Origin of the sequence: Streptomyces sp. NPDC086077 (assembly GCF_040686175.1) — a bacterium.
Taxonomy (GTDB): Bacteria; Actinomycetota; Actinomycetes; order Streptomycetales; family Streptomycetaceae; genus Streptomyces.
The window spans coordinates 68,198-94,951 of sequence record NZ_JBFBJT010000011.1 but is presented as its reverse complement, the minus strand read 5'-3'; the positions used below and the strand labels follow the sequence as shown (position 1 = coordinate 94,951).

The following is a 26,754-nucleotide window of genomic DNA, read 5'->3' as shown; positions in this document are numbered from 1 at the left end:
CCTGGTCGTGGTCTGGCACGGGGTCGGGTTCTATCTGGTGCTGTTCTCCGCCGCGATGCAGTCCATCCCGCGGGACATCTACGAGGCGGCGCTCATCGACGGCGCCGGGCGGGCCCAGTCGTTCTTCCGCATCACCCTGCCGCTGCTGTGGGACTCCGTGCAGACCGCGTGGGTCTACCTCGGTATCGCGGCGATGGACATGTTCATCCTGGTGTCCACCATGACCTCGGGCGAGTTCGGCGGCGGACCGGACCACGCCAGCGAGGTCATGTCGACGGTGATGATGCGCAACTTCCTCTACTACGGGAAGAGCGGTTACGCCTGTGCCATGGGCGTCGTCATGCTGCTCCTCACCCTGATCCTGTCCGTGGTCATGCTGCGCGCCACCCGCCGCGAGCGCGTCGAGTTCTGAGCGGGAGAGACGACGATGAGCGCACCCATCAAGGAGAACGCCCCCACACTCGCCAAGGAGCCCGCGTTCCGGCCCTCGGACAGGGCCGGCGAGCGGCGCGGCGAGGGCGTGGTGCTGAACGCGTTCTCGCACGGGTTCCTCGCCCTGTGGGCCCTGATGATCGTCCTGCCGCTGCTGTGGCTGATCCTCAGTGCCTTCAAGACCGACTCGCAGATCGCGGGCTCGGCCTTCGGCTGGCCGCAGAACTGGTCACTCGACGTGTTCACGCGCGCCTGGGAGAAGGGCATCGGCGACTACTTCCTCAACACGGTCGTCGTGCTGGTCTTCTCGGTTCCGCTGACCATGCTGTTCGGCTCCATGGCCGCGTACGTGCTGGCGCGCTACCGGTTCTGGGGCAACCGGCTGCTGTACTACTTCTTCGTGGCCGGCGCGATGTTCCCGGTGTTCCTGGCCCTGGTCCCGCTGTTCTTCATGGTCAAGCGGCTGGACATGCTGAACACGTACCAGGGTCTGATCCTGGTCTACGTCGCCTACTCGATGCCGTTCACGGTGTTCTTCATGCACGCCTTCTTCCGGACCCTGCCGACGGCGGTGTTCGAGGCGGCGATCCTGGACGGGGCCTCGCACACCCGGACGTTCTTCCAGGTCATGTTGCCGATGGCGAAGCCGGGCCTGATCAGCGTGGGGATCTTCAACACGCTCGGCCAGTGGAACCAGTTCATCCTGCCGACGGTCCTCATGCAGCCACAGAGCGGTGACGATCCGGAGCGCTATGTGCTGACCCAGGGGCTGATCCAGCTCCAGCAGCAGCAGGGCTATGCCTCCGACCTGCCCGTGCTGTTCGCGGGCGTGACCATTGCGATGATCCCGATGCTGGTCGTGTACCTGTCCTTCCAGCGCCAGGTGCAGGCGGGCCTGACTTCGGCAACCCTGAAGTAACGGGCGTAACGCACGGTGACCGATCGCTCGCACACCGCTTCCCGCCCTGGAAGCGGTGTGTGTGGCGTCCGCCCGTCCCCCTGAAACTGTTCAACCTCTTGACGGGAGGCAACCCGAACGGCTCAGCTTAGAGTTCACTAGTTGGACATAGACGGGGCCTCATCGAAGCGGTCCCGCGCGCAGGAGGTCGTCGTGGAGACTCCGGGGTCGCAGTCGTCGCTGCACCGAGCCAACCTGGAGCGGGTGGTCCGAGCCGTACGGCTGGCCGGATCCCTCACGCAGGCGGAGATCGCAAGGACGACCGGCCTGTCCGCGGCGACGGTCTCCAACATCGTCCGTGAGCTCAAGGACGGCGGAACGGTCGAGGTCACGCCCACCTCGGCGGGTGGCCGCCGGGCCCGCAGCGTCTCGCTCAGCGGCGACGCCGGCATCGTCATCGGCGTCGACTTCGGCCATACCCATCTGCGCGTCGCGGTCGGGAACCTCGCCCACCAGGTGCTGGCCGAGGAGTCCGAGCCGCTGGACGTCGACGCCTCCGCCGCACAGGGCTTCGACCGGGCCGAAGAGCTGATAAACCGGCTGATCGCGGCGACCGGGGTGGACCCGGCCAAGATCGCCGGGGTTGGCCTCGGCGTGCCCGGACCGATCGACGTGGAGTCCGGGACGCTCGGCTCGACCTCGATCCTGCCCGGCTGGACCGGCGCCCGGCCCGCCGAGGAGCTGCGGGGGCGGCTCGGCGTACCGGTGCACGTGGACAACGACGCCAACCTGGGCGCCCTCGGCGAGCTGGTCTGGGGCGGCGGCAAGGGCGTGCGCGACCTGGCCTACATCAAGGTCGCCAGCGGGGTCGGCGCCGGACTGGTGATCGACGGGAAGATCTACCGCGGGCCCGGCGGCACCGCCGGTGAAATCGGACATATTACACTCGATGAATCAGGCCCCGTCTGCCGCTGCGGAAACCGGGGCTGCCTGGAGACCTTCGCGGCCGCCCGCTATGTGCTCCCGCTCCTCCAGTCCAGTCACGGCAGCGACCTGACCATGGAGGGCGTCGTACGGCTGGCGCGGGACGGAGACCCGGGCTGCCGTCGGGTGATCGCCGATGTCGGCCGTCACATCGGCAGTGGGGTGGCCAACCTGTGCAACCTGCTGAACCCGAGCCGGGTGGTCCTGGGCGGTGATCTCGCCGAGGCCGGGGAGCTGGTGCTCGGGCCCATAAGGGAGTCCGTCGGCCGGTACGCGATCCCCAGTGCCGCGCGCCAACTCTCCGTGCTTCCAGGGGCACTTGGCGGCCGTGCGGAGGTGCTCGGGGCGCTCGCCCTCGCGCTCAGCGAGATGGGCGATTCGACCCTTTTGGACGGCAACGTCGGGGGCGCTCGTCCGGCCGCTGCACCTGCCTTCACTTAGAGAACGGATGGCACCGTTGCCAACCCGTTAAGGATTTACTTCTTGACGTCGCACGTGTGGCCGAGTTGACTTCCAGCCACCTCGGCCGCAACGACGCGGCCTCGTCAGGGAGGTTATGAAGTGAACACGCGTATGCGTCGTGCCGCCGTTGCCATCGCCGCGGGTGCGATGGCCGTCTCGCTGGCTGCCTGTGGCAGCGCTGAGGAAGCGGGTGGCGACAAGGACGCCAGCAGCTCCGCCGCCAAGGGCGACAACATCAAGGTCGGCCTGCTCCTTCCGGAGAACAAGACCGCGCGTTACGAGAAGTTCGACCGGCCGCTGATCGAGAAGAAGATCAAGGAGCTGACGAACAACAAGGCGGAGATCCAGTACAACAACGCCCGCCAGGACGCCAACCTTCAGGCCCAGCAGGTCGACACGATGATCACCAACAAGGTGGACGTGCTGATCCTGGACGCCGTGGACGCCAAGGCGATCAAGAACTCCGTGCAGAAGGCCGCCGACGCCGGCATCAAGGTCGTCGCCTACGACCGCCTCGCCGAGGGCCCGATCAGCGCCTACACCTCGTTCGACAACGAGGAGGTCGGCCGCACCCAGGGTCAGGCCCTGCTGGACGCTCTGGGCGACAAGGCCAAGAGCGGCCAGATCGTCATGATGAACGGCTCGGTCACCGACCCGAACGCCGCCATGTTCAAGAAGGGCGCGCACTCCGTCCTCGACGGCAAGGTGAAGATCGGCAAGGAGTACGACACCAAGGAGTGGTCGCCGGACAACGCCAACGCCAACATGGAGGCGGCGATCACGGCGCTCGGCAAGGGCAAGATCGCCGGTGTCTACTCCGCCAACGACGGCATGGCCGGTGGCATCATCACCGCCCTGAAGGCCGCGGGCATCGCCGACATCCCGGTCACCGGCCAGGACGCCGAGCTCGCCGCCGTGCAGCGCATCATCATGGACCAGCAGTTCATGAGCGTCTACAAGTCCTACCCGCAGGAGGCCGAGGTCGCCGCCGAGATGGCCGTCGCCCTGGCCAAGGGTGAGGACCTGGGCGCCATCGCCAAGGACAAGGTCTCCAGCGCCAGCGCCAAGGACGTCCCGTCGGTCCTGGTCCCGGTCATCTCCCTGACCAAGGAGAACATCAACGACACGGTGATCAAGGACGGCATCTACACCACCGACGAGATCTGCGCCGGCAACTACAAGTCCGCCTGCGACAAGCTCGGCATCGGCGGCTGATCCGGTTCCGGCCCTCTCCTGAGCACGGGAACCCGCTCAAGGGTTCCCGTCCGGGACGGCCGCACCACAGACTCCTCCGGCGCCCCGCGTCACACACAGCCCCGCAAGCTAGTCGCGGGGCGCCGGACGGAACATCCCCCAGTCTTTCTGCACAACCTCCCGCCGGGTCAGGCGGCGAAGGAGATGGTTCACGTGTCCGCTACGCCCGTGCTGGCGTTGCGCGGGGTCTCCAAGCGTTTCGGTGCCGTTCAGGCGCTCACCGACGTAGAGCTTGAGGTCCACGCCGGTGAGGTGGTCGCCCTTGTCGGCGACAACGGCGCCGGAAAGTCCACGCTGGTCAAGACGATCGCCGGCGTGCACCCCATCGATGAGGGTGTCATCGAATGGGACGGCAAGGCCGTTTCGATCAACAGGCCGCACGACGCCCAGGCGCTGGGCATCGCGACCGTCTACCAGGACCTCGCGCTGTGCGACAACATCGACGTCGTCGGCAACCTGTTCCTCGGCCGTGAGCTGAGGAAGTGGGGGGTTCTCGACGAGGTCGAGATGGAGCGCCGCGCGCGCGAGCTGCTGACGACGCTCTCGATCCGCATTCCCAGCGTGCGCATCCCGATCGCCTCGCTCTCCGGCGGTCAGCGCCAGACCGTGGCCATCGCGCGTTCGATGCTCGGCGAGCCCAAGCTCGTCATCCTCGACGAGCCGACCGCCGCCCTCGGCGTCGAGCAGACCGCCCAGGTCCTCGACCTGGTGGAGCGGCTGCGGGAACGCGGCCACGCCGTGATCCTGATCAGCCACAACATGGCCGACGTCAAGGCTGTCGCCGACAAGGTGGCGGTACTGCGCCTGGGCCGTAACAACGGCGTCTTCGAGGTCAAGACGACCTCGCAGGAGGAGATCATCTCCGCCATCACCGGCGCCACCGAGAACGCCGTGACCCGCCGTGCGGCGCGCACGAACGGGGAGGTTTCCAAGTGAGCATCGACAAGACCTCCACGCCCGCGGCGGACGGACAGGCCGTCGAGAACCCCGAGGCGGCCGCCGCCGCGGTGACCGCGGTCGACCCCCGTCTGCTGGTACGCGAGCAAGGACTCGCCGGTTACCTGGGCGAGTTCAAGCGCAAGATGAAGGCGGGTGAGCTGGGTTCCATCCCGGTCATCGTCGGCCTGATCATCATCTGCATCGTCTTCCAGAGCCTGAACTCCGCGTTCCTGTCCGCGCAGAACATCAACGACATCACCGTCACGATGGTCGGCACCGGCATGATCTCGGTCGGCATCGTGTTCGTGCTGCTGCTCGGCGAGATCGACCTGTCGGTCGGCTCGGTCAGCGGCGCCTCCAGCGCCATCGCGGCCGTGCTCGCGGTGAATCAGGGCTGGCCGGAGTGGGCGGCGGTGCTCTTCGCCATCGCCGCGGGTGCCGCCATCGGCGCGGCGCACGGCTTCTTCTTCGCGGTGCTCGGCGCCCCGGCGTTCGCCGTCACCCTGGCCGGACTGCTCTTCTGGCTGGGCTTCATGCTCCAGACGCTGGGCGAGAACGGCACCATCAACCTGGACAGCGAAGGCTTCATCGGCCAGCTGACGACGTACTTCTTCACCGACGTCGCCGCCGCGTACGGCCTGGCGGCCGTGGTGACCGCTGTCTTCTTCGTCAGCTCGTTCCTCGGCAACCGGCGCCGTGAGGCGGCGGGTGTTCCGTCCCGGCCGATGAGTGACACGCTGATGCGGACGGGTCTGCTGGGGGTGATCTCCTTCGCCGCGGCGTTCATGTACAACCAGTACAAGGGCCTGCCGCTGGCGACCGTGATCTTCCTGGTGTTCCTGGTGGGCACGGACTTCGTGCTCCGCCGGACCACCTACGGCCGCAAGATCTTCGCCCTCGGCGGCAGCGTCGAGGCGTCGAGGCGTGCCGGTATCAACGTCACGGCCGTCCGGATCTCCGTGTTCGCGATCTCCGGCGGGTTCGCCGCGATCGGCGGTCTCTTCCTGGCTTCGAAGATCGCCTCCGCCAACCAGAGCGCCGGCACCGGCGACCTCCTGATGAACGCGATCGCCGCGGCGGTCATCGGCGGCACGAGCCTCTTCGGTGGCCGCGGCCGCACCTGGAACGCGCTGCTGGGTGTGCTGGTGATCGTCTCCATCCAGTACGGCCTCCAGCTGGAGTCCATCGCCGAGCCCGTGAAGTACATGATCACGGCCGGTGTGCTGCTGACCACGGTGGTCATCGACTCGATCACCCGCAAGACGCAGAAGACGGCGGGTCGCGCATAGCCACGCGCCGTAGGTGACAGTGCCCGGCACCGACGAAGGTGCCGGGCACAGTCATGTCGTGGAAGCGGCTTCCGCTGGGTAGAGCCCAACGCGTGACGTACGACCCACCGCCCTGGCGTCGGGTGCCGGGGCGGAACATTAGACTCGACAAGCCCGGCAACAGCTCGAACAGCTCTACTGCAAGGAGGCACGGGTGCCGCTGCTGACCCGCATCACGGGACCGCGCGATCTGGACCGGCTCAGCCCGGAGGAGCTGGCTCAGCTGGCCGAGGAGATCCGGACCTTCCTCGTCGAGGCCGTCTCCAAGACCGGCGGCCACCTCGGACCCAACCTCGGCGTGGTCGAGCTGACCATCGCCCTGCACCGCGTGTTCGACTCGCCGAAGGACAAGGTGCTCTGGGACACCGGCCACCAGGCCTACGTCCACAAGCTGCTCACCGGCCGGCAGGACTTCTCGCGGCTGAAGATGAAGGGCGGCCTGTCCGGCTACCCCTCGCAGGCCGAGTCCGAGCACGACGTCATCGAGAACAGCCACGCCTCCACGGTTCTCGGCTGGGCCGACGGCCTGGCGAAGGCCAACCAGCTGCTCAAGCGCGAGGACCACGTGGTCGCCGTGATCGGCGACGGCGCGCTCACCGGCGGTATGGCCTGGGAGGCACTGAACAACATCGCCGACGCCAAGGACCGCCCCCTGGTCATCGTCGTCAACGACAACGAACGCTCCTACGCCCCCACGATCGGCGGCCTCGCCAACCACCTCGCGACACTGCGCACCACGGACGGCTATGAGCGTTTCCTGGCGCGCACCAAGGAGGTCCTGGAGCGCACCCCGGTCGTCGGCCGCCCGCTCTACGACACCCTGCACGGCGCCAAGAAGGGCCTGAAGGACTTCATCGCGCCGCAGGGCATGTTCGAGGACCTGGGCCTGAAGTACGTCGGCCCGATCGACGGCCACGACATCGAGGCGCTGGAGTCGGCGCTGGCCCGCGCCAAGCGGTTCGGCGGCCCCGTGATCGTGCACTGCCTCACCGAGAAGGGCCGCGGCTACCAGCCCGCCCTCCAGGACGAGGCCGACCGCTTCCACGCCGTCGGCAAGATCCACCCCGACACGGGCCTGCCCATCGCCTCCTCCGGTGCCGACTGGACCTCCGTCTTCGGCGACGAGATGGTCAAGCTCGGCCAGGAGCGCGAGGACGTCGTCGCCATCACCGCCGCGATGCTCCAGCCGGTCGGCCTGGACCGGTTCGCGAAGCTCTTCCCGGAGCGGGTCTACGACGTCGGCATCGCCGAGCAGCACGGCGCCGTCTCCGCGGCGGGCCTCGCCACCGGCGGAGTGCACCCCGTCTTCGCCGTGTACGCCACCTTCCTCAACCGCGCCTTCGACCAGGTCCTGATGGACGTCGCCCTGCACAGGTGCGGCGTGACCTTCGTGCTGGACCGGGCCGGCGTCACCGGCACCGACGGCGCCTCCCACAACGGCATGTGGGACATGTCGATCCTCCAGGTCGTCCCGGGCCTCAGGCTCGCCGCCCCCCGCGACGCCGATCAGGTGCGCGCTCAGCTGCGCGAGGCCGTGGACGTCGACGACGCGCCGACCGTGGTGCGCTTCTCCAAGGGCGCTGTCGGCCCCGCCGTCCCCGCGGTGGGCCGGGTCGGCGGCATGGACGTGCTGCGCGAGCCCGGCACCACCACCCCGGATGTGCTCCTCGTCTCGGTCGGCGCTCTCGCGCCGATGTGCCTGGAGATCGCCTCGCTCCTCGACAAGCAGGGCATCTCCACCACCGTCGTCGACCCGCGCTGGGTCAAGCCCGTGGACGAGGCCATGGCCCCGCTCGCCGAGCGCCACCGCGTGGTCGTCACCGTCGAGGACAACTCCCGCGTGGGCGGCGTCGGCTCGACCATCGCACAGGCACTGCGGGACGCGGGCGTCGACGTGCCGCTGCGCGACTTCGGCATCCCGCCGCGCTTCCTCGACCACGCCTCCCGCGCCGAGGTCATGGCGGAGATCGGCCTGACCGCCCCGGACATCGCCCGGCAGGTCACCGGCCTGGTCTCCCGGCTGGACGGGCGCTACGAGCGGGCGGCCGCCGACGAGATCGAGGCGGCGCGCGACTGACGCCCGCGCGTCCGCGACCCCCTGAATGGGCCGGTTCCACCACTGTGAAGAGTGGTGCGACCGGCCCGTTCGCGTGAAGTCGCTCGCGTCGGGGCATACGGACCACGCCCCCTCTCGATCATGTCGAGGACGACAAGCGTGGGAGGTACGCCGTGAGCAGCACCCTCTTCCGGACGAAGAAGGTCGAGCAGTCCATCCTCGACACCGAGGAGCCAGAGCACGCGCTCAAGAAGTCCCTGTCCGCCCTGGACCTGACGGTCTTCGGCGTCGGTGTGATCATCGGCACCGGCATCTTCGTCCTCACCGGCTCCGTCGCGAGGAACAACGCCGGACCGGCCGTCGCGCTGTCCTTCGTGGTGGCCGGCGTCGTCTGCGCCCTCGCCGCGCTCTGCTACGCCGAGTTCGCGTCCACCGTCCCGGTGGCCGGCTCCGCGTACACCTTCTCGTACGCCTCCCTGGGTGAGCTGCCCGCCTGGATCATCGGCTGGGACCTCGTCCTGGAGTTCGCGCTCGGGACGGCGGTGGTGGCCGTCGGCTGGTCGGGGTACATCGCCTCGCTGCTGGACAACGCGGGCTGGCAACTGCCCGAGGCGCTCGGCACCCGGGAGGGCGCCGACGGGTTCGGCTTCGACATCCTCGCCGCCGCCCTGGTGCTGGTGCTCACCGCCATCCTCGTCGTCGGCATGAAGCTCTCCGCGCGGGTCACCTCGGTCGTCGTGGCCATCAAGGTGACCGTCGTCCTGGTCGTGATCATCGCGGGCGCCTTCTTCATCACCGGCAGCAACTACGACCCGTTCGTCCCCGACCCGGTGCCCGTGGCGGCCGGGCACAGCCTGGACGCGCCGCTGATCCAGGTGATGTTCGGCTGGGCGCCGGCCAACTTCGGCGTGATGGGCATCTTCACCGCCGCCTCCGTGGTCTTCTTCGCCTTCATCGGCTTCGACATCGTGGCGACCGCCGCCGAGGAGACCAAGAACCCGCAGCGCGACATGCCCCGCGGCATCCTCGGCTCGCTCCTCATCTGCACCACCCTCTACGTGGCGGTGTCGATCGTCGTCACCGGTATGCAGCACTACAGCGAACTGTCCGTGGACGCGCCGCTCGCCGACGCGTTCAAGGCCACCGGGCACCCCTGGTTCGCCGGCTTCATCAGCTTCGGCGCCGCCGTCGGCCTGACCACCGTCTGCATGATCCTGCTGCTCGGCCAGACCCGTGTCTTCTTCGCGATGAGCCGCGACGGTCTGCTGCCGCGCTTCTTCTCCCGCGTCCACCCGCGCTTCCGGACCCCGCACCGGCCGACCATCCTGCTCGGCGTGATCATCGCGGTCCTCGCGGGTTTCACGCCTCTTCAGGAGCTCGCGGCGCTGGTGAACATCGGCACCCTGTTCGCCTTCGTGATCGTCGCCATCAGCGTGATCATCCTGCGCAGGACCCGTCCCGACCTGCCCCGTGCCTTCCGCACTCCCTGGGTGCCGGTGCTCCCGATCGTGTCCGTCCTGGCCTCGCTGTGGCTGATGCTGAACCTGCCCACCGAGACATGGATCCGGTTCGCCGTCTGGATGCTGATCGGCATCGTCGTCTACTTCCTGTACGGCCGTTCCCGCAGCCGCCTCGGCCGACACGAGGAGACCACGGTCGAGGAGGTCGAGCATCCCCCTCACGGCGACAAGGCGTGAGCGTTCCTTCTGAGCACCCGGCCTCGTATGTCCCGTTTCATTGGGGGATACGGGGCCGGATAGCGTACGGCCTATGCGCGCCGAGCCCCACGCCCCACCACGCTCCGTAGCCGAACGAGGGGCGGCGCACGGTTACTGGACCAGGCTTCTGCCCCTGCTGGCCGCACTGGCCTGCCTCACCCGTGTGCCCTCCTTCGCGCGGCCGCTGTGGAACCCCGACGAGGGCTACCTCGCCGTGCAGGCACGCCTGCTGGCGCACGGCGGGGAGCTGTACGAGACGGTCGTGGACCGCAAGCCGCCGCTGGTGCCGTGGCTCTACGAAGGGGCGTTCGCGCTCGCCGGCTCCGAGTCGCTCGCCCCGGTCCGGGTGCTGGCGGTGCTGGCGCAGCTGCTCACCGCCGTCCTGCTCGCCTCGCTCGCACGGCGGCGCTGGGGCGACCGCGCGGGCCGCACCGCCGGGGTGCTCTACCTGCTGGTGTCCGTCGGGCTGAACCCGCAGGACGCGCAGGCCGCCGGCTTCGAGGTGTTCATGTTGCCCTGCACGGCCGCCGCCATGTGGTGCGCGGACCGGGGCCGCTGGGGCGCCGCGGGCGCGGCCGTCGCCGCGGCCTTCCTCGCCAAGCAGACCGGGGCGGCCGTACTGCTGCCGGTGATCTGGCTCTACGTCCGTACGGGCGGCGGTCCGCGGGGCGGGCTGCCGTGGCTCGCGGCGGGGGCCGTCGTCCCGGTGCTGGGCGCGGCGCTGGCCACCGACCCGGCCGGCTTCCTCTTCTGGACGGTGACGGGTTCGGCGGCGTACGCCTCCTTCACCGGCTCCGAACTGCACGTACTGACCCGGGCCCTGGCCAACACCGCGCTCGTGGCCGTCGGGTGCGCGGGCCTGCTGCCGCCGGTGGCACGGGCGCTGCGGGTGACCCGCACCGGGGCGGGGGATCTGTGGCTGTGGCTGGCCGCGTCGGCGGGAGCGGTACTGGCCGGATTCCACTTCTTCGGCCACTACTACCTGCAACTCCTGCCGCCGCTGGCCCTGCTGGCGACGGCCGCCCTGCAGGTCCTGCCCCGCGACCGCCTGGTGACCGCCGTCCTCACCTCGGCCCTCTGCTGCGGCCTCTTCCTCGCCTGGGGCTTGTTCGCGCCCCGCCCCGAACTCGACCACGTCCAGCGCCTGGCGGAGGCCACCGCCCGCCGCACCGAGCCCGGCGACCGCGTCCTCGTCTGGGGCATACACCCGGAGACGTACTGGCTGGCCGACCGCACCCCCGCCAGCCGCTTCCTCACGGCCGGTCTCCTCACCAACTACAGCGGCGGACGCAACGGCCCCCAGGTCGGCGAGAAGTACGGTGTCGAGGGTGCCTGGCCGGTCTTCCGCGCCGAACTCGCCGCCCACGCCCCGGCCCTGATCGTGGACGACTCCCGCGGCAAGCCGTACGCGCCGGAGCGGGTGCCGAGCCTGCGGAAGGTGCTGGTGGCGGGATACGAGGAGGTGGGCGAAGTGGACGGAGCGCTGCTGTACGCGCGGGTCGTGAGGGGTGCGGGGAGGCCGTAGGGGGCCGAGGGGGAGGTCGTCGGGGGATGTCCCCGGTGCGGCCGTCGCGGGAGTGCGCGGCGGCGAGGGCCGCCCCTAGCGGTTCACCGACCGTGGCCCCGCCACCTCCGCGCCGAGTTCCGTGACCCGGCGCCTGAGTTCGCGGTCGGCCGTGACGACCAGGCACGGGCGGTCACCGGCCTCGCCGACCAGTTCGACCACGCGGTCGTCGCCGCTGCCGGCTGCCGCGTCCACGCGTACGCCCGGCACGGACTCCACGGCGCGGGCCGCCCCCTCCACCACCAGGACGATCTCCACGGGTTCCGCGTGCCCCGGCAGTCCGTCCGCCGCCAGCCGGTCGCGCAGGCGCTCGGCCGCGCCGTGCCGGTCACGCCACCAGCCGTCGGGTACCGAACCAACCACGTTCGCCGCGTCGACGATCACCAGGAGCGGGGCAGTCATGTCACCCAGGGTCCCACGAGCCGTCGACGGGAACCCGGGGGACGCCCGATTAAAGTAGGAGCGTGTCAATGGTCCCTGCAGTCAACGGTGACTGGCTGATACGAGGCCGGGACGGGCGGCTCGGCGCCTACGCCCCGAGCGGCGAGGCCGTCCATTGCCGGGCCGAACGCCGTCCGGGCGGCGACTGGCTGCCGCCCCGGAAGGCGGGCGGCGGGCAGCGGCTGCTGCCCGGCATCGCGGTCGGCCAAGGAGCCGACGGTTACGCGCACCTCGTCGCCTGGCGGCCCACGCCGAACGGCGAGGCGGGCCTCGTGCACTCCACGCACTTCCGCCCGCACCTCGCCCCGATGGACTGGCTTCCGATCGGCCATCCCGACAAGAAGGGGGAGCGGACCGGGACGCCGGCCGTCGCCGTGGACGCCGAGGGGCGCGCCCACCTCTTCGTGCGCAACCGCGGCAAGGGCGTGCAGACCACCAACCAGAAGGAGCGTGGCGGCTGGAACGGCTGGCACGACCTGCAGGGCTCCCGGGTGCACGAGGAACTCGTCGCGGTCACCGGGGAGTCGGGCCGGGTCGAGGTGTACGCCACCAACCCCGACGGCATCCTGCGCTGGTACCAGCGGGAACCCGGCGCACGTCCGGTCGCCGCCGACCCGCTGCCGGTGCCGGTGGCGCCGGGCTCGCTGAGCGCGCTGCCCACGTCCAAGGAGCACACGACGCTGTTCTTCGCGGATGCCGAGGGCACGTTGTACGCCTGGCGTCCCGACGGCGACCCGGTCGCGCTCATCACGGCGGCCGGGCCGGGGCCGGTGGCGGTGCTGCGCTGTGCGCTGGACGGCCACGACTGCACCCTGCTCGCCCAGCGTTCCTCCTCGGGGCGGGTGGCCTTCGCGGCGTATCCCACCGAGCAGGAGGGAGCGGGCATTTGGTGGACCGAGTCCGGGCCCCGGCTGCCGATGGGCTCGCGGGTCGCCCTGGCCGAGGACGCCGAGGGCCGCGTCGTCGCCGCGACGGCCACACCGGACGGCGAACTGCGGGTGGCCCGGCAGAAGGACGAGCCCGGACTGGCGCTCGCGGCGTGGCAGGTGATCTGAGGACCGAGGACCTACGAGGTCACACCGCCGGGCAGCCGGGGGCGTACACACAAGGGACCGGCGCCTGACGGACACTGGAGAGGGGCCCCCGCCACGGCGGGGGCCCCTCTCCAGTGTCAGGCGGTTACGCCGGGACGCTCGCGATCCCCTGCTCCAGGAACCGCTTGCCGGTCACCCGCTCGGAGACGCCCTCGCGGTCCAGGTACGGCGTGACGCCGCCCAGGTGGAAGGGCCAGCCGGCACCGGTGATCAGGCACAGGTCGATGTCCTGCGCCTCGGCGACGACACCCTCCTCGAGCATCAGGCCGATCTCCTGCGCCACCGCGTCCAGCACCCGGGCCCGCACCTGCTCCTCGGTGAGGACGGAGTCGCCCTGCTTCAGCAGCGCGGCGACCTCCGGGTCGAGTTCGGGCCTGCCGCTGTCGTAGACGTAGAAGCCGCGCTTGCCCGCCTCGACGACCGCCTTGAGGTTCGGGGAGACCGTGAAGCGGTCCGGGAACGCCCTGTTGAGGGTCTCCGAGACGTGCAGCCCGATCGCCGGGCCGACCAGCTCCAGCAGCACCAGCGGCGACATCGGCAGGCCCAGCGGCTCGATCGCCTTCTCCGCGACGTCGACCGGCGTGCCCTCGTCGATGACGTTCTGGATCTCGCCCATGAAGCGGGTCAGGATGCGGTTCACCACGAACGCCGGGGCGTCCTTGACGAGCACGGCCGTCTTCTTCAGCTTCTTGGCGACGGCGAACGCCGTGGCAAGCGAGGCGTCGTCGGTCTGCTCGCCGCGGACGATCTCCAGCAGCGGCAGCACCGCGACCGGGTTGAAGAAGTGGAAGCCGACGACCCGTTCGGGGTTCTTCAGCTTCGCGGCCATCTCCGAGACGGACAGCGAGGAGGTGTTGGTGGCGAAGATCGCGTGCGCCGGGGCGACCGCCTCGACCTCCGCGAACACCTTCTGCTTGACACCCATCTCCTCGAACACGGCCTCGATGATGAAGTCCGCGTCCGCGAAGCCCTCGGCCTTGTCCAGGACACCGGTCACGAGCGCCTTGAGGCGGTTGGCCTTGTCCTGGTTGATCCGGCCCTTGCCGAGCAGCTTGTCGATCTCGGCGTGGACGTAGCCCACACCCTTGTCGACGCGCTCCTGGTCGATGTCGGTCAGCACGACCGGCACCTCCAGGCGGCGCAGGAACAGCAGCGCGAGCTGCGAGGCCATCAGACCGGCGCCGACGACGCCGACCTTGGTGACCGGACGCGCCAGGTTCTTGTCCGGGGCGCCCGCCGGACGCTTGCCGCGCTTCTGCACCAGGTTGAAGGCGTAGATGCCGGCGCGCAGCTCGCCACCCATGATCAGGTCGGCGAGAGCCTTGTCCTCGGCGTCGTAGCCCTGCTGGAGGTCGCCGTTCTTGGCGGCGGCGATGATGTCGAGCGCGCGGTAGGCGGCCGGGGCGGCGCCGTGCACCTTGCTGTCGGCGATGAAGCGGCCCTTGGCGACCGCCTGGTCCCAGGCCTCGCCGCGGTCGATCACCGGACGCTCGATCCGGATCTCGCCCTTGAGGACGGACGCCGTCCAGATGAGCGACTGCTCCAGGAAGTCGGCGCCCTCGAAGATCGCGTCGGCGATCCCGAGCTCGTAGACCTGCTCGCCCTTGAGCTGCTTGTTCTGGTTGAGGCTGTTCTCGACGATCACCGAGACGGCCTTGTCGGCGCCGATCAGGTTCGGCAGCAGGGTGCAGCCGCCCCAGCCGGGGACCAGGCCGAGGAAGACCTCGGGGAGCGAGAACGCGGGGATGGCCGCGGACACCGTGCGGTAGGTGCAGTGCAGGCCGACCTCGACGCCGCCGCCCATCGCGGCGCCGTTGTAGTACGCGAACGTCGGCACGGCGAGGCCGGACAGACGCTTGAAGACGTCGTGGCCGCCCTTGCCGATGGCGTGGGCGTGGTCCCACTCCTTCAGGAGCTCGACACCCTTGAGGTCGGCGCCGACGGCGAAGATGAACGGCTTGCCGGTGATGCCGACGCCGACGATCTCGCCGTCCGCGGCCTCCTGCTCGACCTGGTCGACGGCGGCGTTCAGGTTCGCCAGCGACTGCGGGCCGAAGGTGGTCGGCTTGGTGTGGTCCAGGCCGTTGTCCAGGGTGATCAGGGCGAAGCGCCCGGCCCCCAGCGGGAGGTCGAAGTGGCGTACGTGCGCGCTGGTGACGACCTCGTCCGGGAACAGGGTCGAGGCCTGCTGCAGAAGCTCGGCGGTGGTGCTCACTTGTCCCCCTCGAAGTGCGGGTTCTCCCAGATGACCGTCGCGCCCATGCCGAAGCCGACGCACATGGTGGTCAGGCCGTAGCGGACGTGCGGCTGCTCCTCGAACTGGCGGGCCAGCTGCGTCATCAGACGAACGCCGGAGGAGGCCAGCGGGTGGCCGAACGCGATGGCGCCGCCGTACTGGTTGACGCGCGCGTCGTCGTCGGCGATGCCGTAGTGGTCCAGGAACGCCAGGACCTGGACGGCGAAGGCCTCGTTGATCTCGAAGAGGTTGATGTCCTCGATCGACAGGCCCGCCTTGGCGAGGGCCTTCTCGGTGGCCGGGATCGGGCCGTAGCCCATGACCTCCGGCTCGACGCCCGCGAAGGCGTACGAGACCAGGCGCATCTTGACCGGCAGGTCGTGCTCGCGGGCGAAGTCCTCGCTCGCGATGATCGACGCGGTGGCGCCGTCGTTCAGACCGGCCGCGTTGCCCGCGGTGACCCGGCCGTGCACGCGGAAGGGGGTCTTCAGACCGGCCAGGCTCTCCAGGGTCGTCCCCGGGCGCATCGGCTCGTCGGCGGTGACCAGGCCCCAGCCCGTCTCTCCGGCCTCGGCGTTGGTGCGACGCACCGAGATCGGCACCAGGTCGGCCTGGATCTTGCCGTTGGCGTACGCCTTGGCGGCCTTCTCCTGGGAGCGCACGGCGTACTCGTCGGCGCGCTGCTTGGTGATGTGCGGGTAGCGGTCGTGCAGGTTCTCCGCGGTCATGCCCATGAACAGCGCGGACTCGTCGACCAGCTTCTCGCTCACGAACCGCGGGTTGGGGTCCACGCCCTCGCCCATCGGGTGGCGGCCCATGTGCTCGACACCACCGGCGATGACGGCGTCGTAAGCGCCGAAGGCGATCGAACCGGCCGTGGTGGTCACGGCGGTCAGGGCGCCCGCGCACATGCGGTCGATCGAGTAGCCGGGCACCGACTGCGGCAGGCCCGCGAGGATGCCGGCGGTACGGCCGATGGTCAGGCCCTGGTCACCGATCTGCGTGGTCGCGGCGATGGCGACCTCGTCGATCTCCTTGGGGTCCAGGCCGGGGTTGCGGCGCAGCAGCTCCCGGATCGCCTTCACGACGAGGTCGTCGGCGCGGGTCTCGTGGTAGATGCCCTTCGGGCCCGCCTTGCCGAACGGGGTGCGGACGCCGTCTACGAAGACGACGTCCCTGACGGTACGAGGCACGATGGCTCTCCTCCAGGGTGCGGGATGGCACTGCTGCGATGCGCTTCGCTGAGCGGGCGCTCAGGCCCATGCTACTTGTGGGTAATGTAGCTGCCCAGTCCCCCGGGGACGAGCGGCGAACGTCACACCTCTCACCGTGACGCCCCAACGGGGGATGGCTGAATATCGACGCGGCAACCAACGCCCTCAAGAGGCGTGGGCAACTGCCCGAACAGCCCCGACGGCCCGCAGCCGCCGCGCATTGGACGGCACGACGGCGCTCAGGCGCCCTTCGCGGCCAGCGCACCCACCAGGACCGGCGTCACCAGCTCCACCTGCCACTGACGCGCCCCGTACCCGGCCAGCGCCGCCCGCACGGACTCCGCGTCGGCCAACGCCGGCGGCTCCCAGCACACCCGCCGCACGGTGTCCGGAGCGATCAGGTTCTCCTGCGGCAGACCGAGCTCCTCGGCCAGCGCGGAGACGCCCGCGCGGGCCGCGGACAGCCGCGCGGCCGCCGCCGGGTCCTTGTCGGCCCACGCCCTGGGCGGCGGAGGACCCGCGACCGGCTGCCCCGGCTGCGGGAGCTGTGCCTCGGGCAGCGCCTTCGCGCGGTCCACCGCCACCTGCCACTGCTCCAGCTGACGCCGGCCCATCCGGTGCCCGAACCCGTTCAGCGCCGAGAGCGCGTGCACCGTCGCCGGCAGGGCGAGCGCGGCCTCGACGATGGCCGTGTCCGAGAGCACCTTGCCGGGCGAGACGTCCCTGCGCTGAGCGATCCGGTCCCGGGTCTGCCACAGCTCCCGCACCACGGCGAGCTGCCGCCGCCGGCGCACCTTGTGCATCCCGGACGTACGGCGCCAGGGGTCCTTGCGCGGCTCCGGCGGCGGCGCGGCCACGATCGCCTCGAACTCCTGCCGGGCCCAATCCAGCTTGCCCTGCCGGTCCAGCTCCTTCTCCAGCGCGTCCCGCAGGTCGACGAGCAGCTCGACGTCGAGCGCCGCGTACCGCAGCCAGGGCTCGGGGAGCGGGCGGGTGGACCAGTCGACGGCGGAGTGGCCCTTCTCCAGGACGAACCCGAGCACGCTCTCGACCATGGCGCCGAGGCCGACCCGCGGGAAGCCGGAGATCCGCCCGGCCAGCTCGGTGTCGAACAGCCGCGTCGGCACCATGCCTATCTCCCGCAGGCAGGGCAGATCCTGGGTGGCGGCGTGCAGCACCCACTCCACGCCGGACAGCGCGTCACCCAGCGCCGAGAGGTCGGGGCAGGCGACGGGGTCGATCAGCGCGGTGCCCGCGCCCTGGCGGCGCAGCTGCACGAGGTACGCGCGCTGTCCGTAGCGGTAGCCGGAGGCGCGCTCGGCGTCCACGGCGACGGGTCCGGAGCCCGCGGCGAAGGCGGCGATCATCTCGGCGAGGGCGGCCTCGTCCGCGATCACGGGCGGTATGCCCTCACGCGGCTCCAGCAGAGGGATCGGCGCCTCCGTAACAGAAGATCCGCCGTCTTCCGGAGGAGCGCCCCCGGTGGTTCGCAGTGAACTGTCTGCTGCGGTTTCTTGGGCGTCGGTCACCTGTCAAGGGTATCCGTGTATCGACGGCGCCCGCCGACGGAACGTTCCGTCGACGGGCGCAAGAGGGTCGCAAACCAGTCAGGTCCAGGTGGGTTCCCGGTCACGATCCAGGGGAGACGCGGCAGGGCCTCTGCGGCTCGATCCCGTTCACGTCAGGGAAGGCCGAGGTGATCCGGCGAATGGGTGGCTCGGGGAAGGTGCTCGGGGAGGGGTTCGGGGGAGGGACGGCGTAATGCGGCGGAGCGAGAGCGGGGGAAGGCGGGGAAGCGGGGAAGCGAAGGAGTGGCGGGCTGTGATCAGTGGATGATGCCGGTGCGCAGGGCCACGGCGACCATCCCGGCGCGGTCACCCGTGCCGAGCTTGCGGGCGATGCGGGCCAGGTGGCTCTTGACGGTCAGTGCGGACAGGCCCATCGAGACGCCGATCGCCTTGTTCGACTGGCCTTCGGCGACCAGGCGCAGCACCTCGACCTCGCGGCCGGAGAGCTCGCGGTAGCCACCCGGGTGACTCGGGGCACCCGGGGGGCGGCGGTGCAGACGGGCGGCGGCCGCGCCGATGGGGGCGGCGCCCGGCCGGGTGGGGAGCCCGACGTTGGTGCGGGTGCCGGTGACGACGTAGCCCTTCACACCGCCCGCGAGGGCGTTGCGCACGGCGCCGATGTCGTCGGCGGCCGACAGGGCGAGGCCGTTGGGCCAGCCCGCGGCGCGGGTCTCCGACAGCAGCGTCAGGCCGGAACCGTCCGGCAGGTGGACGTCGGCGACGCAGATGTCGCGGGGGTTGCCGATGCGGGGACGAGCCTCGGCGATGGAGGAGGCCTCGATGACATCGCGCACACCGAGCGCCCACAGATGGCGGGTGACGGTGGAGCGGACGCGAGGGTCGGCCACGACCACCATCGCGGTCGGCTTGTTCGGGCGGTAGGCGACCAGGCTTGCGGGCTGCTCAAGGAGAACGGACACCAGGCCTCCTGGGTGCGGGACGGGGTCGGCTCGTGGGGGGTGAAGCCGGGACGAACCGTGCTTTCAAGGTCACAGTCGTCTTCGGCATCAAACCGGTCCGCCTTTAGAGAATGATCACGATCTGGTGAGTAACAATCCGAGCAATTCGGACACGCGAGCGATCATCCGAAGATCGAACGGTTTCGGTTCGATTCGTTGTCCGGTCGAAAGTGGCCGTATCGACAAAGAGATCCGCCCGAATGGGTGCATGCGTGTTTGCCCGGCCCGCTTTCGGCGAGCAGGGTGCGGGAAAGGGCCCTGAAGGACCGGAATTGGCGGAATCGGGCCGGAATCGGGCCGGAATCCGAAGAAGGCGAAATGCCGTTCGCGCGCCGCCGGTCAGCGGGCCTGCGGGTCGCGCCGCTGCGGCAGGGTCACCACGGACGCGTCGCCCGGGCCCGCCGGCGGCAGCCCCGCGACCTGGGCCAGCAGATCGCACCAGGAGGCGAGATGGGCCCCCGTGTCCGGTACATCGCCCAGACCCTCCCGGGGAGTCCAGGAGGCCCGGATCTCGATCTGCGACGCGGCGGGACGCGCGGACAGCCCGCCGAAGTAGTGCGAACTCGCGCGCGTGACGGTCCCGCTGGGCTCGCCGTACGTGAGACCACGGGCCTGGAGCGCTCCGGTCAGCCAGCTCCAGCACACCTCGGGCAGCAGCGGGTCGGCGGCCATCTCCGGCTCCAGCTCGGCCCGCACCAGCGTCACCAGCCGGAAGGTGCCGCGCCAGGCGTCGTGTCCCGCCGGGTCGTGCAGCAGCACCAGCCGGCCGTCGGCCAGGTCCTGGTCACCGTCGACGACGGTGGCCTCCAGCGCGTACGCGTGCGGGGCCAGTCGCTGAGGGGCCCGGGTGGACTCGACCTCGATCTGCGGCCGCAGCCGCGCGGAGCGCAGCGCCTCGACGGCAGCCCGGAAAGGCGGCGGAGCAGTGTCACCCGTATGCAGTTCCCCCTCCTTCGGGTCGTCCATTCCGCCAGCGTCGTCCGACAGTCGTCCCTGAGCCGCAGCCATGCGGTGCAGATTAAGGGGAACGGACGCCCGGTGCAGGCTAGACACCCCGCCCGGCGGTACCGGGACGCCGGGTCCTGCCACTAGAGGACCCCTCGCCGGCGCCCCGGACCCCCGCCGTGCCCCTTCGGCCGCCGTGCGAAACTTTCCCCGTGAGTGCCAACGAAAGCCCCACGGGCCAGCAGCCGACAGCGACGTATGACTCCGCCTTCCTCAGGGCGTGCAGGCGCGAGCCCGTGCCGCACACCCCCGTGTGGTTCATGCGGCAGGCCGGGCGCTCGCTGCCCGAGTACCGCAAGGTGCGCGAGGGCATTCCCATGCTGGAGTCGTGCATGCGGCCCGAGCTGGTCACCGAGATCACCCTCCAGCCGGTGCGCCGGCACCACGTGGACGCGGCGATCTACTTCAGCGACATCGTCGTCCCCCTCAAGGCCATCGGTGTCGACCTCGACATCAAGCCCGGCGTCGGCCCGGTCGTCGAGCGCCCGATCCGCTCCCGCGCCGACCTCGCCCAGCTGCGCGACCTGACCCCCGAGGACGTCTCCTATGTCACGGAGGCGATCGGCCTGCTGACCGCCGAGCTCGGCGAGACGCCGCTGATCGGTTTCGCGGGCGCCCCGTTCACCCTCGCGAGTTACCTCGTCGAGGGCGGCCCGTCCCGCACGTACGAGAACGCCAAGGCGATGATGTACGGCGACCCGCAGCTGTGGGCCGACCTGCTCGACCGCCTCGCGGACATCACGGCCGCCTTCCTCAAGGTGCAGATCGAGGCGGGCGCGAGCGCGGTCCAGCTCTTCGACTCCTGGGCGGGCGCCCTCGCGCCCGCCGACTACCGGCGCTCCGTCCTGCCCGCCTCCTCGAAGGTGTTCCGCGCGGTCGAGGCGTACGGCGTCCCGCGCATCCACTTCGGCGTCGGCACCGGCGAACTGCTCGGCCTGATGGGCGAGGCAGGCGCGGACGTCGTCGGCGTCGACTGGCGCGTCCCCCTCGACGAGGCCGCCCGCCGCGTCGGCCCCGGCAAGGCCCTGCAGGGCAACATCGACCCCACGGTCCTCTTCGCCACTCAGGAGGCCGTCGAGGCCAAGGCCCGCGAGGTCCTGGACACGGCGACGGGCCTGGAGGGCCACGTCTTCAACCTCGGCCACGGCGTCATGCCGTCCACCGACCCGGACGCCCTGACCCGCCTCGTCGAGTACGTCCACACGCAGACCGCCCGCTGAGCCGACGGCTCACCACGTCTGCCGGGGCCGCGCCCTCCTGCCGAAGAGCAGGCCGCGTGGTTCCGGTGGCGGTGGTGTGCCCGGCTTCAGGGGCCAGGCGATGAGCATGCCGGCGAGGAAGCCGACGATGTGCGCCGCGTACGCCACGGTGCCCGCGTCGGAGACTCCCTCGCCGGAGGAGTACACCGCTTGGAGCGCGAACCAGAAGCCCAGCACCATCCAGGCCGGCAACCGCAGCGGCAGGAAGATCAGGAACGGGACGAGCACCCACACCCTGGCCTTCGGATACAGCACCAGATAGGCGCCGAGCACACCGGCGATCGCCCCCGAGGCGCCGATCAGCGGCTCCGCGGAGTCGGCGTTGAGGACCGCGAAGCCGTACGACGCCGCGTAGCCGCAGACGGCGTAGAACAGGGTGAAGCGCACATGCCCCATGCGGTCCTCGACGTTGTTGCCGAAGATCAGCAGGAAGAGCATGTTGCCCAGCAGATGCAGCCAGCTGCCGTGCAGGAACATCGCCGTGAGCACGCTCAGTTCGGGCGACTTCTCGTAGGCCGGCGGGCCCACCACGCAGCCCGGCCCCTGCGGGCCGACCGCGGTGTCGCCGGTGGGCACCAGTCGGGGAAGCTGATGGTGGATCAGCTCCTGGGGCACCGCCGCGTACCGGTCCAGGAACGCCTGGAGATGGCACAGTTGCGCCAGGCTGCTGTCACCCGCCACCGAACCGGCGAGGCCGGGCGTGAACAGGAACACGACGACGTTCGCCGCGATCAGCGCGTACGTCACCCAGGGCGTGCGGCGCGCGGGGTTGACGTCATGGACGGGGATCACCACAAGGAAGTACTGCCCTCGATGGGCCCGCCGAATCGGTGAACGCGGCCGCCCGGGCGCGCGTATCTCCTCTCGACCGGCCGCGGCACGGCGAGGCGCGTCGCGGGACGACGTGAGGAACAGGCGATGAACGACCGAGTTACTCCTGCGATGCAGGCCACCCCCGACGGCGAGGCACAGCTCGCACTGGTGGTCCACCTCCCCTGGGAGGACGTCGCCCGGCTCGGCCAGGAGGCCGGCCGCATGGCGGCGCAGTTGCAGCGGCCGGTGACCTTGGACGAGGCGGTCAGCAACCGGCTGCGGTCCGTCTCCCCGGGCGCGCACGCGAAGCCGGCGGGTGCGCAGCCGACGGCCATGCCGGCGTCGTCGGCCGCCTCGGTGTCCTCGCTGCCGTCCCGCCCTCCGGGGGAGCAGGCGCGGCAGGCGATCGACCGCATCAACGGGACGGCGTAGCCCTGCTCCTAGGACGCCCCCCGGATCTTCCCCGCGGCCTTGCGCGCGGCCACCAGCACGGGATCCCACACCGGTGAGAACGGCGGCGCGTATCCCAGGTCCAGAGCCGTCATCTGCTCCACCGTCATCCCGGCCGTGAGCGCCACCGCCGCGATGTCCACCCGCTTGCCCGCTCCCTCCCGGCCGACGATCTGCACGCCGAGCAGCCGCCCCGTGCGGCGCTCGGCGAGCATCTTCACGGTCATGGGGGAGGCCCCGGGGTAGTACCCGGCCCGGCTGCTGGACTCGATCGTCACCGCCTCGAAGCGCAGTCCCACCCGCAGCGCGTCCTTCTCCCGCAGCCCGGTCCGGGCGATCTCCAGGTCGCACACCTTGCTCACCGCGGTGCCGACCACACCGGGAAACGTCGCGTACCCGCCTCCCGCGTTCATGCCGATGACCTGGCCGTGCTTGTTGGCGTGCGTGCCGAGGGCGATGTGCCGTTCCCGCCCGGCGACGAGGTCGAGCACCTCCACGCAGTCCCCGCCGGCCCAGATGTTCTCGTGGCCGCGCACCCGCATCGCCAGATCGGTCAGCAGCCCGCCGTGCTCTCCGAGGGGCAGCCCGGCCGCCTTCGCCAGCGTCGTCTCGGGGCGGACGCCGATGCCCAGCACGACCACGTCCGCCGGGTGTTCGGCTTCCTCCGTGGCCACCGCCCGCACCCGGCCGTCGTCACCGGTGAGGATCTTGGTGACCTCGGTGTCGTCGACCATGGTGATGCCCATGCCCTCCATGGCCTCGCGCACCAGCCGCCCCATGTCGGGGTCGAGCGTGGACATCGGCGCGGCGCCCCGGTTGACGACCGTCACCTCGTAGCCGCGGTTGATCAGCGCCTCGGCCATCTCGACCCCGATGTAGCCCGCCCCGACGACCACCGCACGCCGGCCACGCGCGTGCGTGAGGGTTTCCAGGAGTTCCTGGCCGTCGTCGAGGGTCTGCACCCCGTGCACGCCGGGGGCGTCGACGCCGGGCATGTCGGGGCGGATCGGCCGGGCACCGGTGGCGATCACGAGTTTGTCGTACGGCGTCCAGGATTCGGTCCCGGAGTCGACGTCCCGTGCGCGTACCCGCGCCCCGCGGACGTCGATCTCCACGACCTCCGTGCGCAGCCGCAGGTCGATGTCGCGCGAGCGGTGCTCCTCGGGGGTACGGGCGATCAGCTCGTCGCGCTCGGAGACCTGGCCGCCCACCCAGTACGGGATGCCGCACGCGGAGTACGACGTGAAGTGGCCGCGCTCGAAGGCCACGATCTCCAGGTCGTCGGGCCCCTTCAGCCGTCGGGCCTGGGACGCCGCGGACATGCCCGCGGCGTCCCCGCCGATCACGACGAGTCGCTCTCTCGCACCGCTCACACCGCTCATGCTCATGCGAACACGCTACGGCCACGGGGAACGTCAGTCCTGCTCGCCCCGCTCCTGCGCGCAAGCACCACGCCCGGGACCTGACGCGGCACCCGTGGCGGGCTCCGCCGCCTGCCGGGCCGCAGGCAGCGGTCCCGGCGCGGCGGTCCCGGACGCCGTCGCGGGCCGGCGCGCCCTGCGGGGCCGTACGAGACGCAGCCAGACGAGCGCGAGCAGCGCCGCCGACGCCGCGAAGGGCAGCACCGCGCCCAGGGCGACCACGATCCAGCGCAGCATCGTCACGAAGGCGTCCCAGCCGCCCGCCAGCGCGTCGGCGAACCCGGGGTCGTCGTCCTCCTCCGGTGCCTTCGCCACCGGCGTCTCGGACAGCGACAAGGTGATGGTGGACAGGCTCGTGCGGTCCTTCAGGGACGCCTGCTGGGCGAGCAGCGACTCCAGGTCGGCCTGGCGGCCGCTCAGCTCGCCCTCCAGCTCCACCACGTCGCTCAGCCGGGTCGCCTGGTCCATCAGCTCGCGGATCCGGGCGACGCTGGCGCGCTGGGTCTTGATGCGGCTCTCCACGTCGACGACCTGGTCGGTGACGTCCGTCGCCTTCGCGGTGCGGTCGAGGAGCTTGCCCGCGCCCTCCAGGTCGGCCAGGACGTCCTCGTACTGCGCGACGGGCACCCGCAGGACGACGCGGGTGCGCTCGTTGCCGTGCTCGTCCCGGGTGGTCGTCTCGCTGCCCACGAAGCCGCCCGCGGTCTCGGTGGTCGTACGGGCCTCGTCCAGGGCCTTCGGCACGTCCTTGACCTGCACGGTCAGGGACGCGGTGCGGATGATGTGGTTCATCGGGAGCCGAGGCGCGGCCGGAGGCGTCTCCGCGCCCGGCCGGCTGTCGCCGCCGTAGGCGCCCTCCGGCGAGCCGGGCCCGACGGCCGCCTCGTCCTGGGCGGCGGCCGCGTCGCCCTTGGAGTCGGCAGCGGTGCCCGCCTCGCCGCTGCACCCCGTCAGCGCGAGGGCGGTGACCAGCAGGAGGCCGGCCAGAGCCGGGACAGGGCGTGCGGCGGGGTGGTGTGCGGTACGTGGTGCGCGCATGTGAGCGAGACCCCCGAGGATCGTGGCAACGGACGCTCCTTCGACGCCGGGACGGGCCGGGACGTTGGATCCGGCCGGTCCCGATGCGGTCACGGTCGGGACTCGGTGGGGCCACAGGGCCCCGGGGTGACTGTCAGCGGCGTCTGAGAAGGTGGAGCCATGAACGCAGCATCCACCGACGCCGGGCAGGCCGTGGTCGTCGGAGCCGGGATCGCCGGGCTGGCCGCCGCCCACCGGCTGCTGGACCGGGGGGCGCGGGTGACCGTGCTGGAGGCGTCCGACCGGGTCGGCGGCAAGCTGCTGCCCGGCGAGATCGCGGGCGTCCGCGTGGATCTGGGCGCCGAGTCGATGCTGGCCCGCCGGCCCGAGGCGGTCGCCCTCGCGCGCGAGGTGGGCCTCGCCGACCGGCTCCAGCCGCCGGCCACCGCGACGGCCTCCCTGTGGACCCGTGGCGTGCTGCGCCCGATGCCCAAGGGGCACGTCATGGGGGTGCCCGGCACCGCCTCCGCACTCGCGGGCGTGCTGTCCGAGGAGGGCCTCGCGCGTATCGAGCGCGACGCCGGCCTGCCCCGCACGGAGATCGGCGACGACGTCGCGGTGGGTGAGTTCGTGGCGGCGCGGCTCGGCCGCGAGGTGGTCGACCGGCTGGTGGAGCCGCTGCTGGGCGGTGTCTACGCGGGCGACGCGTACCGCATCTCGATGCGCTCGGCCGTCCCCCAGCTGTTCCAGGCCGCCCAGGCGCACGACTCGCTCACCGAGGCGGTCCGGCAGATCCAGGCCAAGGCGGCGGCGGTCGCCGCCCGGACCGGGCCGGTGTTCATGGGCATCGAGGGCGGCGTGGGCGGCCTGCCGCTCGCCGTGGCCGAGTCGGTGCGCGCCCGTGGTGGCGAGATCGTCACCGGGGCCCGGGTGACAGAGCTGCGCCGCGAGGGCCCTGCGGGCTGGCGGGTCGTGGCCGGGGACCGTGTCCTGCACGCGGACGCGGTGATCGTCGCCGCGCCCGCGCCGGCCGCGGCCGAGCTGCTGCGCGCCGAGGCCCCGGCGGCCGCGACCGATCTGGCCGCCGTGGAGTACGCGTCGATGGCGCTGGTCACCCTCGCCTACCGCAAATCCCAGGCGCGCCTTCCCGAGGGCAGCGGCTTCCTGGTGCCGCCGGTCGACGGACGGACCATCAAGGCGTCCACGTTCGCCTCCCGGAAGTGGGGCTGGATCGCCGGCCAGGACCCGGACCTGGTCGTGCTGCGCACCTCCGTCGGGCGGTACGGCGAGACCGCGATCCTCGGCCGTGACGACGCCGGCCTGGTGGACGTGTCGCGGCGCGACCTCGAAGCGGCCACGGGCCTTGACGCGACACCCGTCGAAACCCGCGTCACCCGCTGGGACGGGGGCCTGCCGCAGTACCCCGTCGGCCACCACGCGCGCGTGGCCCGCATCCGCGAGCAGGTCGGCGAGCTCCCCGGCCTCGCCGTGTGCGGCGCGGTCTACGACGGAGTGGGCATCCCGGCCTGCGTCGCCAGTGCGTACGCGGCGGTGGACCAGATCCACGGCGACCTGGCGGCGGTGCGCGAGCTCACCGCCCACCCGGTGCAGAGTCTGCACGGGGGAGCGGGAGAATGAGGGA

22 protein-coding genes are annotated in these 26,754 nt (G+C 71.1%); 13 read left to right on the top strand and 9 right to left on the bottom strand.

The features are described 5' to 3' along the window. The 9 genes from AB0O67_RS05670 to AB0O67_RS05630 all read left to right on the top strand — a co-directional run. Nucleotides 1-412 (top strand): sugar ABC transporter permease (locus AB0O67_RS05670; protein WP_365446523.1); only part of this gene is annotated, 412 nt, incomplete at its 5' end. A gap of 15 nt (nt 413-427) precedes the next feature. After that, nucleotides 428-1,351 (top strand): carbohydrate ABC transporter permease, encoded by a 924-nt coding sequence (locus tag AB0O67_RS05665; protein WP_365446521.1) that lies wholly within the window; start codon nt 428-430, stop codon nt 1,349-1,351. A 192-nt stretch (nt 1,352-1,543) separates the two neighbouring features. Continuing rightward, on the top strand, nt 1,544-2,755 hold the full coding sequence (locus AB0O67_RS05660; protein WP_365446519.1) for an ROK family transcriptional regulator: 1,212 nt from the start codon (nt 1,544-1,546) through the stop codon (nt 2,753-2,755). A 132-nt stretch (nt 2,756-2,887) separates the two neighbouring features. Next, nucleotides 2,888-3,991 (top strand): substrate-binding domain-containing protein, encoded by a 1,104-nt coding sequence (locus AB0O67_RS05655; protein WP_365446531.1) that lies wholly within the window; start codon nt 2,888-2,890, stop codon nt 3,989-3,991. Nucleotides 3,992-4,174: 183 nt separating this feature from the next. Further along, nucleotides 4,175-4,966, top strand: coding sequence for an ATP-binding cassette domain-containing protein (locus AB0O67_RS05650; protein ID WP_365446517.1), 792 nt, complete (start codon nt 4,175-4,177; stop codon nt 4,964-4,966). Continuing rightward, complete coding sequence (locus AB0O67_RS05645; protein ID WP_365446515.1) at nt 4,963-6,258, top strand: sugar ABC transporter permease; 1,296 nt, start codon at nt 4,963-4,965, stop codon at nt 6,256-6,258. Before AB0O67_RS05650 ends, AB0O67_RS05645 begins: the two co-directional genes overlap by 4 nt. A 193-nt stretch (nt 6,259-6,451) precedes the next feature. Then, complete coding sequence (gene dxs, locus AB0O67_RS05640; protein WP_365446513.1) at nt 6,452-8,374, top strand: 1-deoxy-D-xylulose-5-phosphate synthase; 1,923 nt, start codon at nt 6,452-6,454, stop codon at nt 8,372-8,374. Nucleotides 8,375-8,526: 152 nt separating this feature from the next. Beyond that, entirely contained in the window at nt 8,527-10,050 is a 1,524-nt protein-coding gene (locus AB0O67_RS05635) for an amino acid permease (protein ID WP_365446511.1), read from the top strand. 73 nt (nt 10,051-10,123) lie between these two features. Further along, nucleotides 10,124-11,596 carry a glycosyltransferase family 39 protein gene (locus tag AB0O67_RS05630; protein ID WP_365446509.1) on the top strand — a complete coding sequence of 491 codons (1,473 nt, stop codon included), beginning with the start codon at nt 10,124-10,126 and terminating at the stop codon, nt 11,594-11,596. A gap of 75 nt (nt 11,597-11,671) precedes the next feature. On the opposite strand, the gene AB0O67_RS05625 is transcribed toward AB0O67_RS05630, so the two are convergent. Next, entirely contained in the window at nt 11,672-12,037 is a 366-nt protein-coding gene (locus tag AB0O67_RS05625; RefSeq protein ID WP_365446507.1) for an NTP pyrophosphohydrolase, read from the bottom strand. A gap of 68 nt (nt 12,038-12,105) precedes the next feature. On the opposite strand from AB0O67_RS05625, the gene AB0O67_RS05620 reads away from it, so the two are divergent. Beyond that, a complete protein-coding gene (locus AB0O67_RS05620; protein WP_365446506.1) occupies nt 12,106-13,131 on the top strand; it encodes a hypothetical protein in 1,026 nt (341 codons plus the stop codon). A 124-nt stretch (nt 13,132-13,255) separates the two neighbouring features. On the opposite strand, the gene AB0O67_RS05615 is transcribed toward AB0O67_RS05620, so the two are convergent. From AB0O67_RS05615 to AB0O67_RS05595, 5 genes are all read right to left on the bottom strand, one after another. After that, nucleotides 13,256-15,385: a 3-hydroxyacyl-CoA dehydrogenase NAD-binding domain-containing protein gene (locus AB0O67_RS05615; protein ID WP_365446504.1), complete on the bottom strand. Its 2,130-nt coding sequence runs from the start codon at nt 15,383-15,385 to the stop codon at nt 13,256-13,258. After that, complete coding sequence (locus tag AB0O67_RS05610; RefSeq protein ID WP_365446502.1) at nt 15,382-16,599, bottom strand: acetyl-CoA C-acyltransferase; 1,218 nt, start codon at nt 16,597-16,599, stop codon at nt 15,382-15,384. Before AB0O67_RS05610 ends, AB0O67_RS05615 begins: the two co-directional genes overlap by 4 nt. Before the next feature lie 260 nt (nt 16,600-16,859). Further along, the gene (locus AB0O67_RS05605; protein ID WP_365446500.1) at nt 16,860-18,149 is read right to left on the bottom strand and encodes a ribonuclease D; all 1,290 of its coding nucleotides are present in this window, start codon (nt 18,147-18,149) and stop codon (nt 16,860-16,862) included. 296 nt (nt 18,150-18,445) lie between these two features. Then, the gene (locus AB0O67_RS05600; RefSeq protein ID WP_003993737.1) at nt 18,446-19,108 is read right to left on the bottom strand and encodes a response regulator transcription factor; all 663 of its coding nucleotides are present in this window, start codon (nt 19,106-19,108) and stop codon (nt 18,446-18,448) included. Nucleotides 19,109-19,486: 378 nt separating this feature from the next. After that, nucleotides 19,487-20,155: a DUF3000 domain-containing protein gene (locus tag AB0O67_RS05595; protein ID WP_365446498.1), complete on the bottom strand. Its 669-nt coding sequence runs from the start codon at nt 20,153-20,155 to the stop codon at nt 19,487-19,489. Nucleotides 20,156-20,304: 149 nt separating this feature from the next. Between AB0O67_RS05595 and hemE the strand changes: the two genes are divergently transcribed. Continuing rightward, nucleotides 20,305-21,372 (top strand): uroporphyrinogen decarboxylase, encoded by a 1,068-nt coding sequence (gene hemE, locus AB0O67_RS05590; RefSeq protein WP_365446496.1) that lies wholly within the window; start codon nt 20,305-20,307, stop codon nt 21,370-21,372. Between the two features lie 9 nt (nt 21,373-21,381). Here hemE and AB0O67_RS05585 read toward each other — a convergent pair whose 3' ends face one another. Beyond that, entirely contained in the window at nt 21,382-22,206 is an 825-nt protein-coding gene (locus tag AB0O67_RS05585; protein WP_365446495.1) for a rhomboid family intramembrane serine protease, read from the bottom strand. A 123-nt stretch (nt 22,207-22,329) separates the two neighbouring features. Between AB0O67_RS05585 and AB0O67_RS05580 the strand changes: the two genes are divergently transcribed. Continuing rightward, nucleotides 22,330-22,656, top strand: a complete 327-nt coding sequence (locus AB0O67_RS05580) for a hypothetical protein (protein WP_365446493.1) — start codon at nt 22,330-22,332, stop codon at nt 22,654-22,656. Nucleotides 22,657-22,664: 8 nt separating this feature from the next. Here AB0O67_RS05580 and AB0O67_RS05575 read toward each other — a convergent pair whose 3' ends face one another. Then, on the bottom strand, nt 22,665-24,062 hold the full coding sequence (locus AB0O67_RS05575; RefSeq protein WP_365446491.1) for an FAD-dependent oxidoreductase: 1,398 nt from the start codon (nt 24,060-24,062) through the stop codon (nt 22,665-22,667). Between the two features lie 27 nt (nt 24,063-24,089). Next, nucleotides 24,090-25,133 carry a DUF4349 domain-containing protein gene (locus AB0O67_RS05570; RefSeq protein WP_365446489.1) on the bottom strand — a complete coding sequence of 348 codons (1,044 nt, stop codon included), beginning with the start codon at nt 25,131-25,133 and terminating at the stop codon, nt 24,090-24,092. A gap of 159 nt (nt 25,134-25,292) precedes the next feature. Here AB0O67_RS05570 and hemG point away from each other — a divergent pair, with 159 nt between their 5' ends. Continuing rightward, nucleotides 25,293-26,750 carry a protoporphyrinogen oxidase gene (gene hemG, locus AB0O67_RS05565; RefSeq protein WP_365446487.1) on the top strand — a complete coding sequence of 486 codons (1,458 nt, stop codon included), beginning with the start codon at nt 25,293-25,295 and terminating at the stop codon, nt 26,748-26,750. Nucleotides 26,751-26,754: the final 4 nt, after the last annotated feature.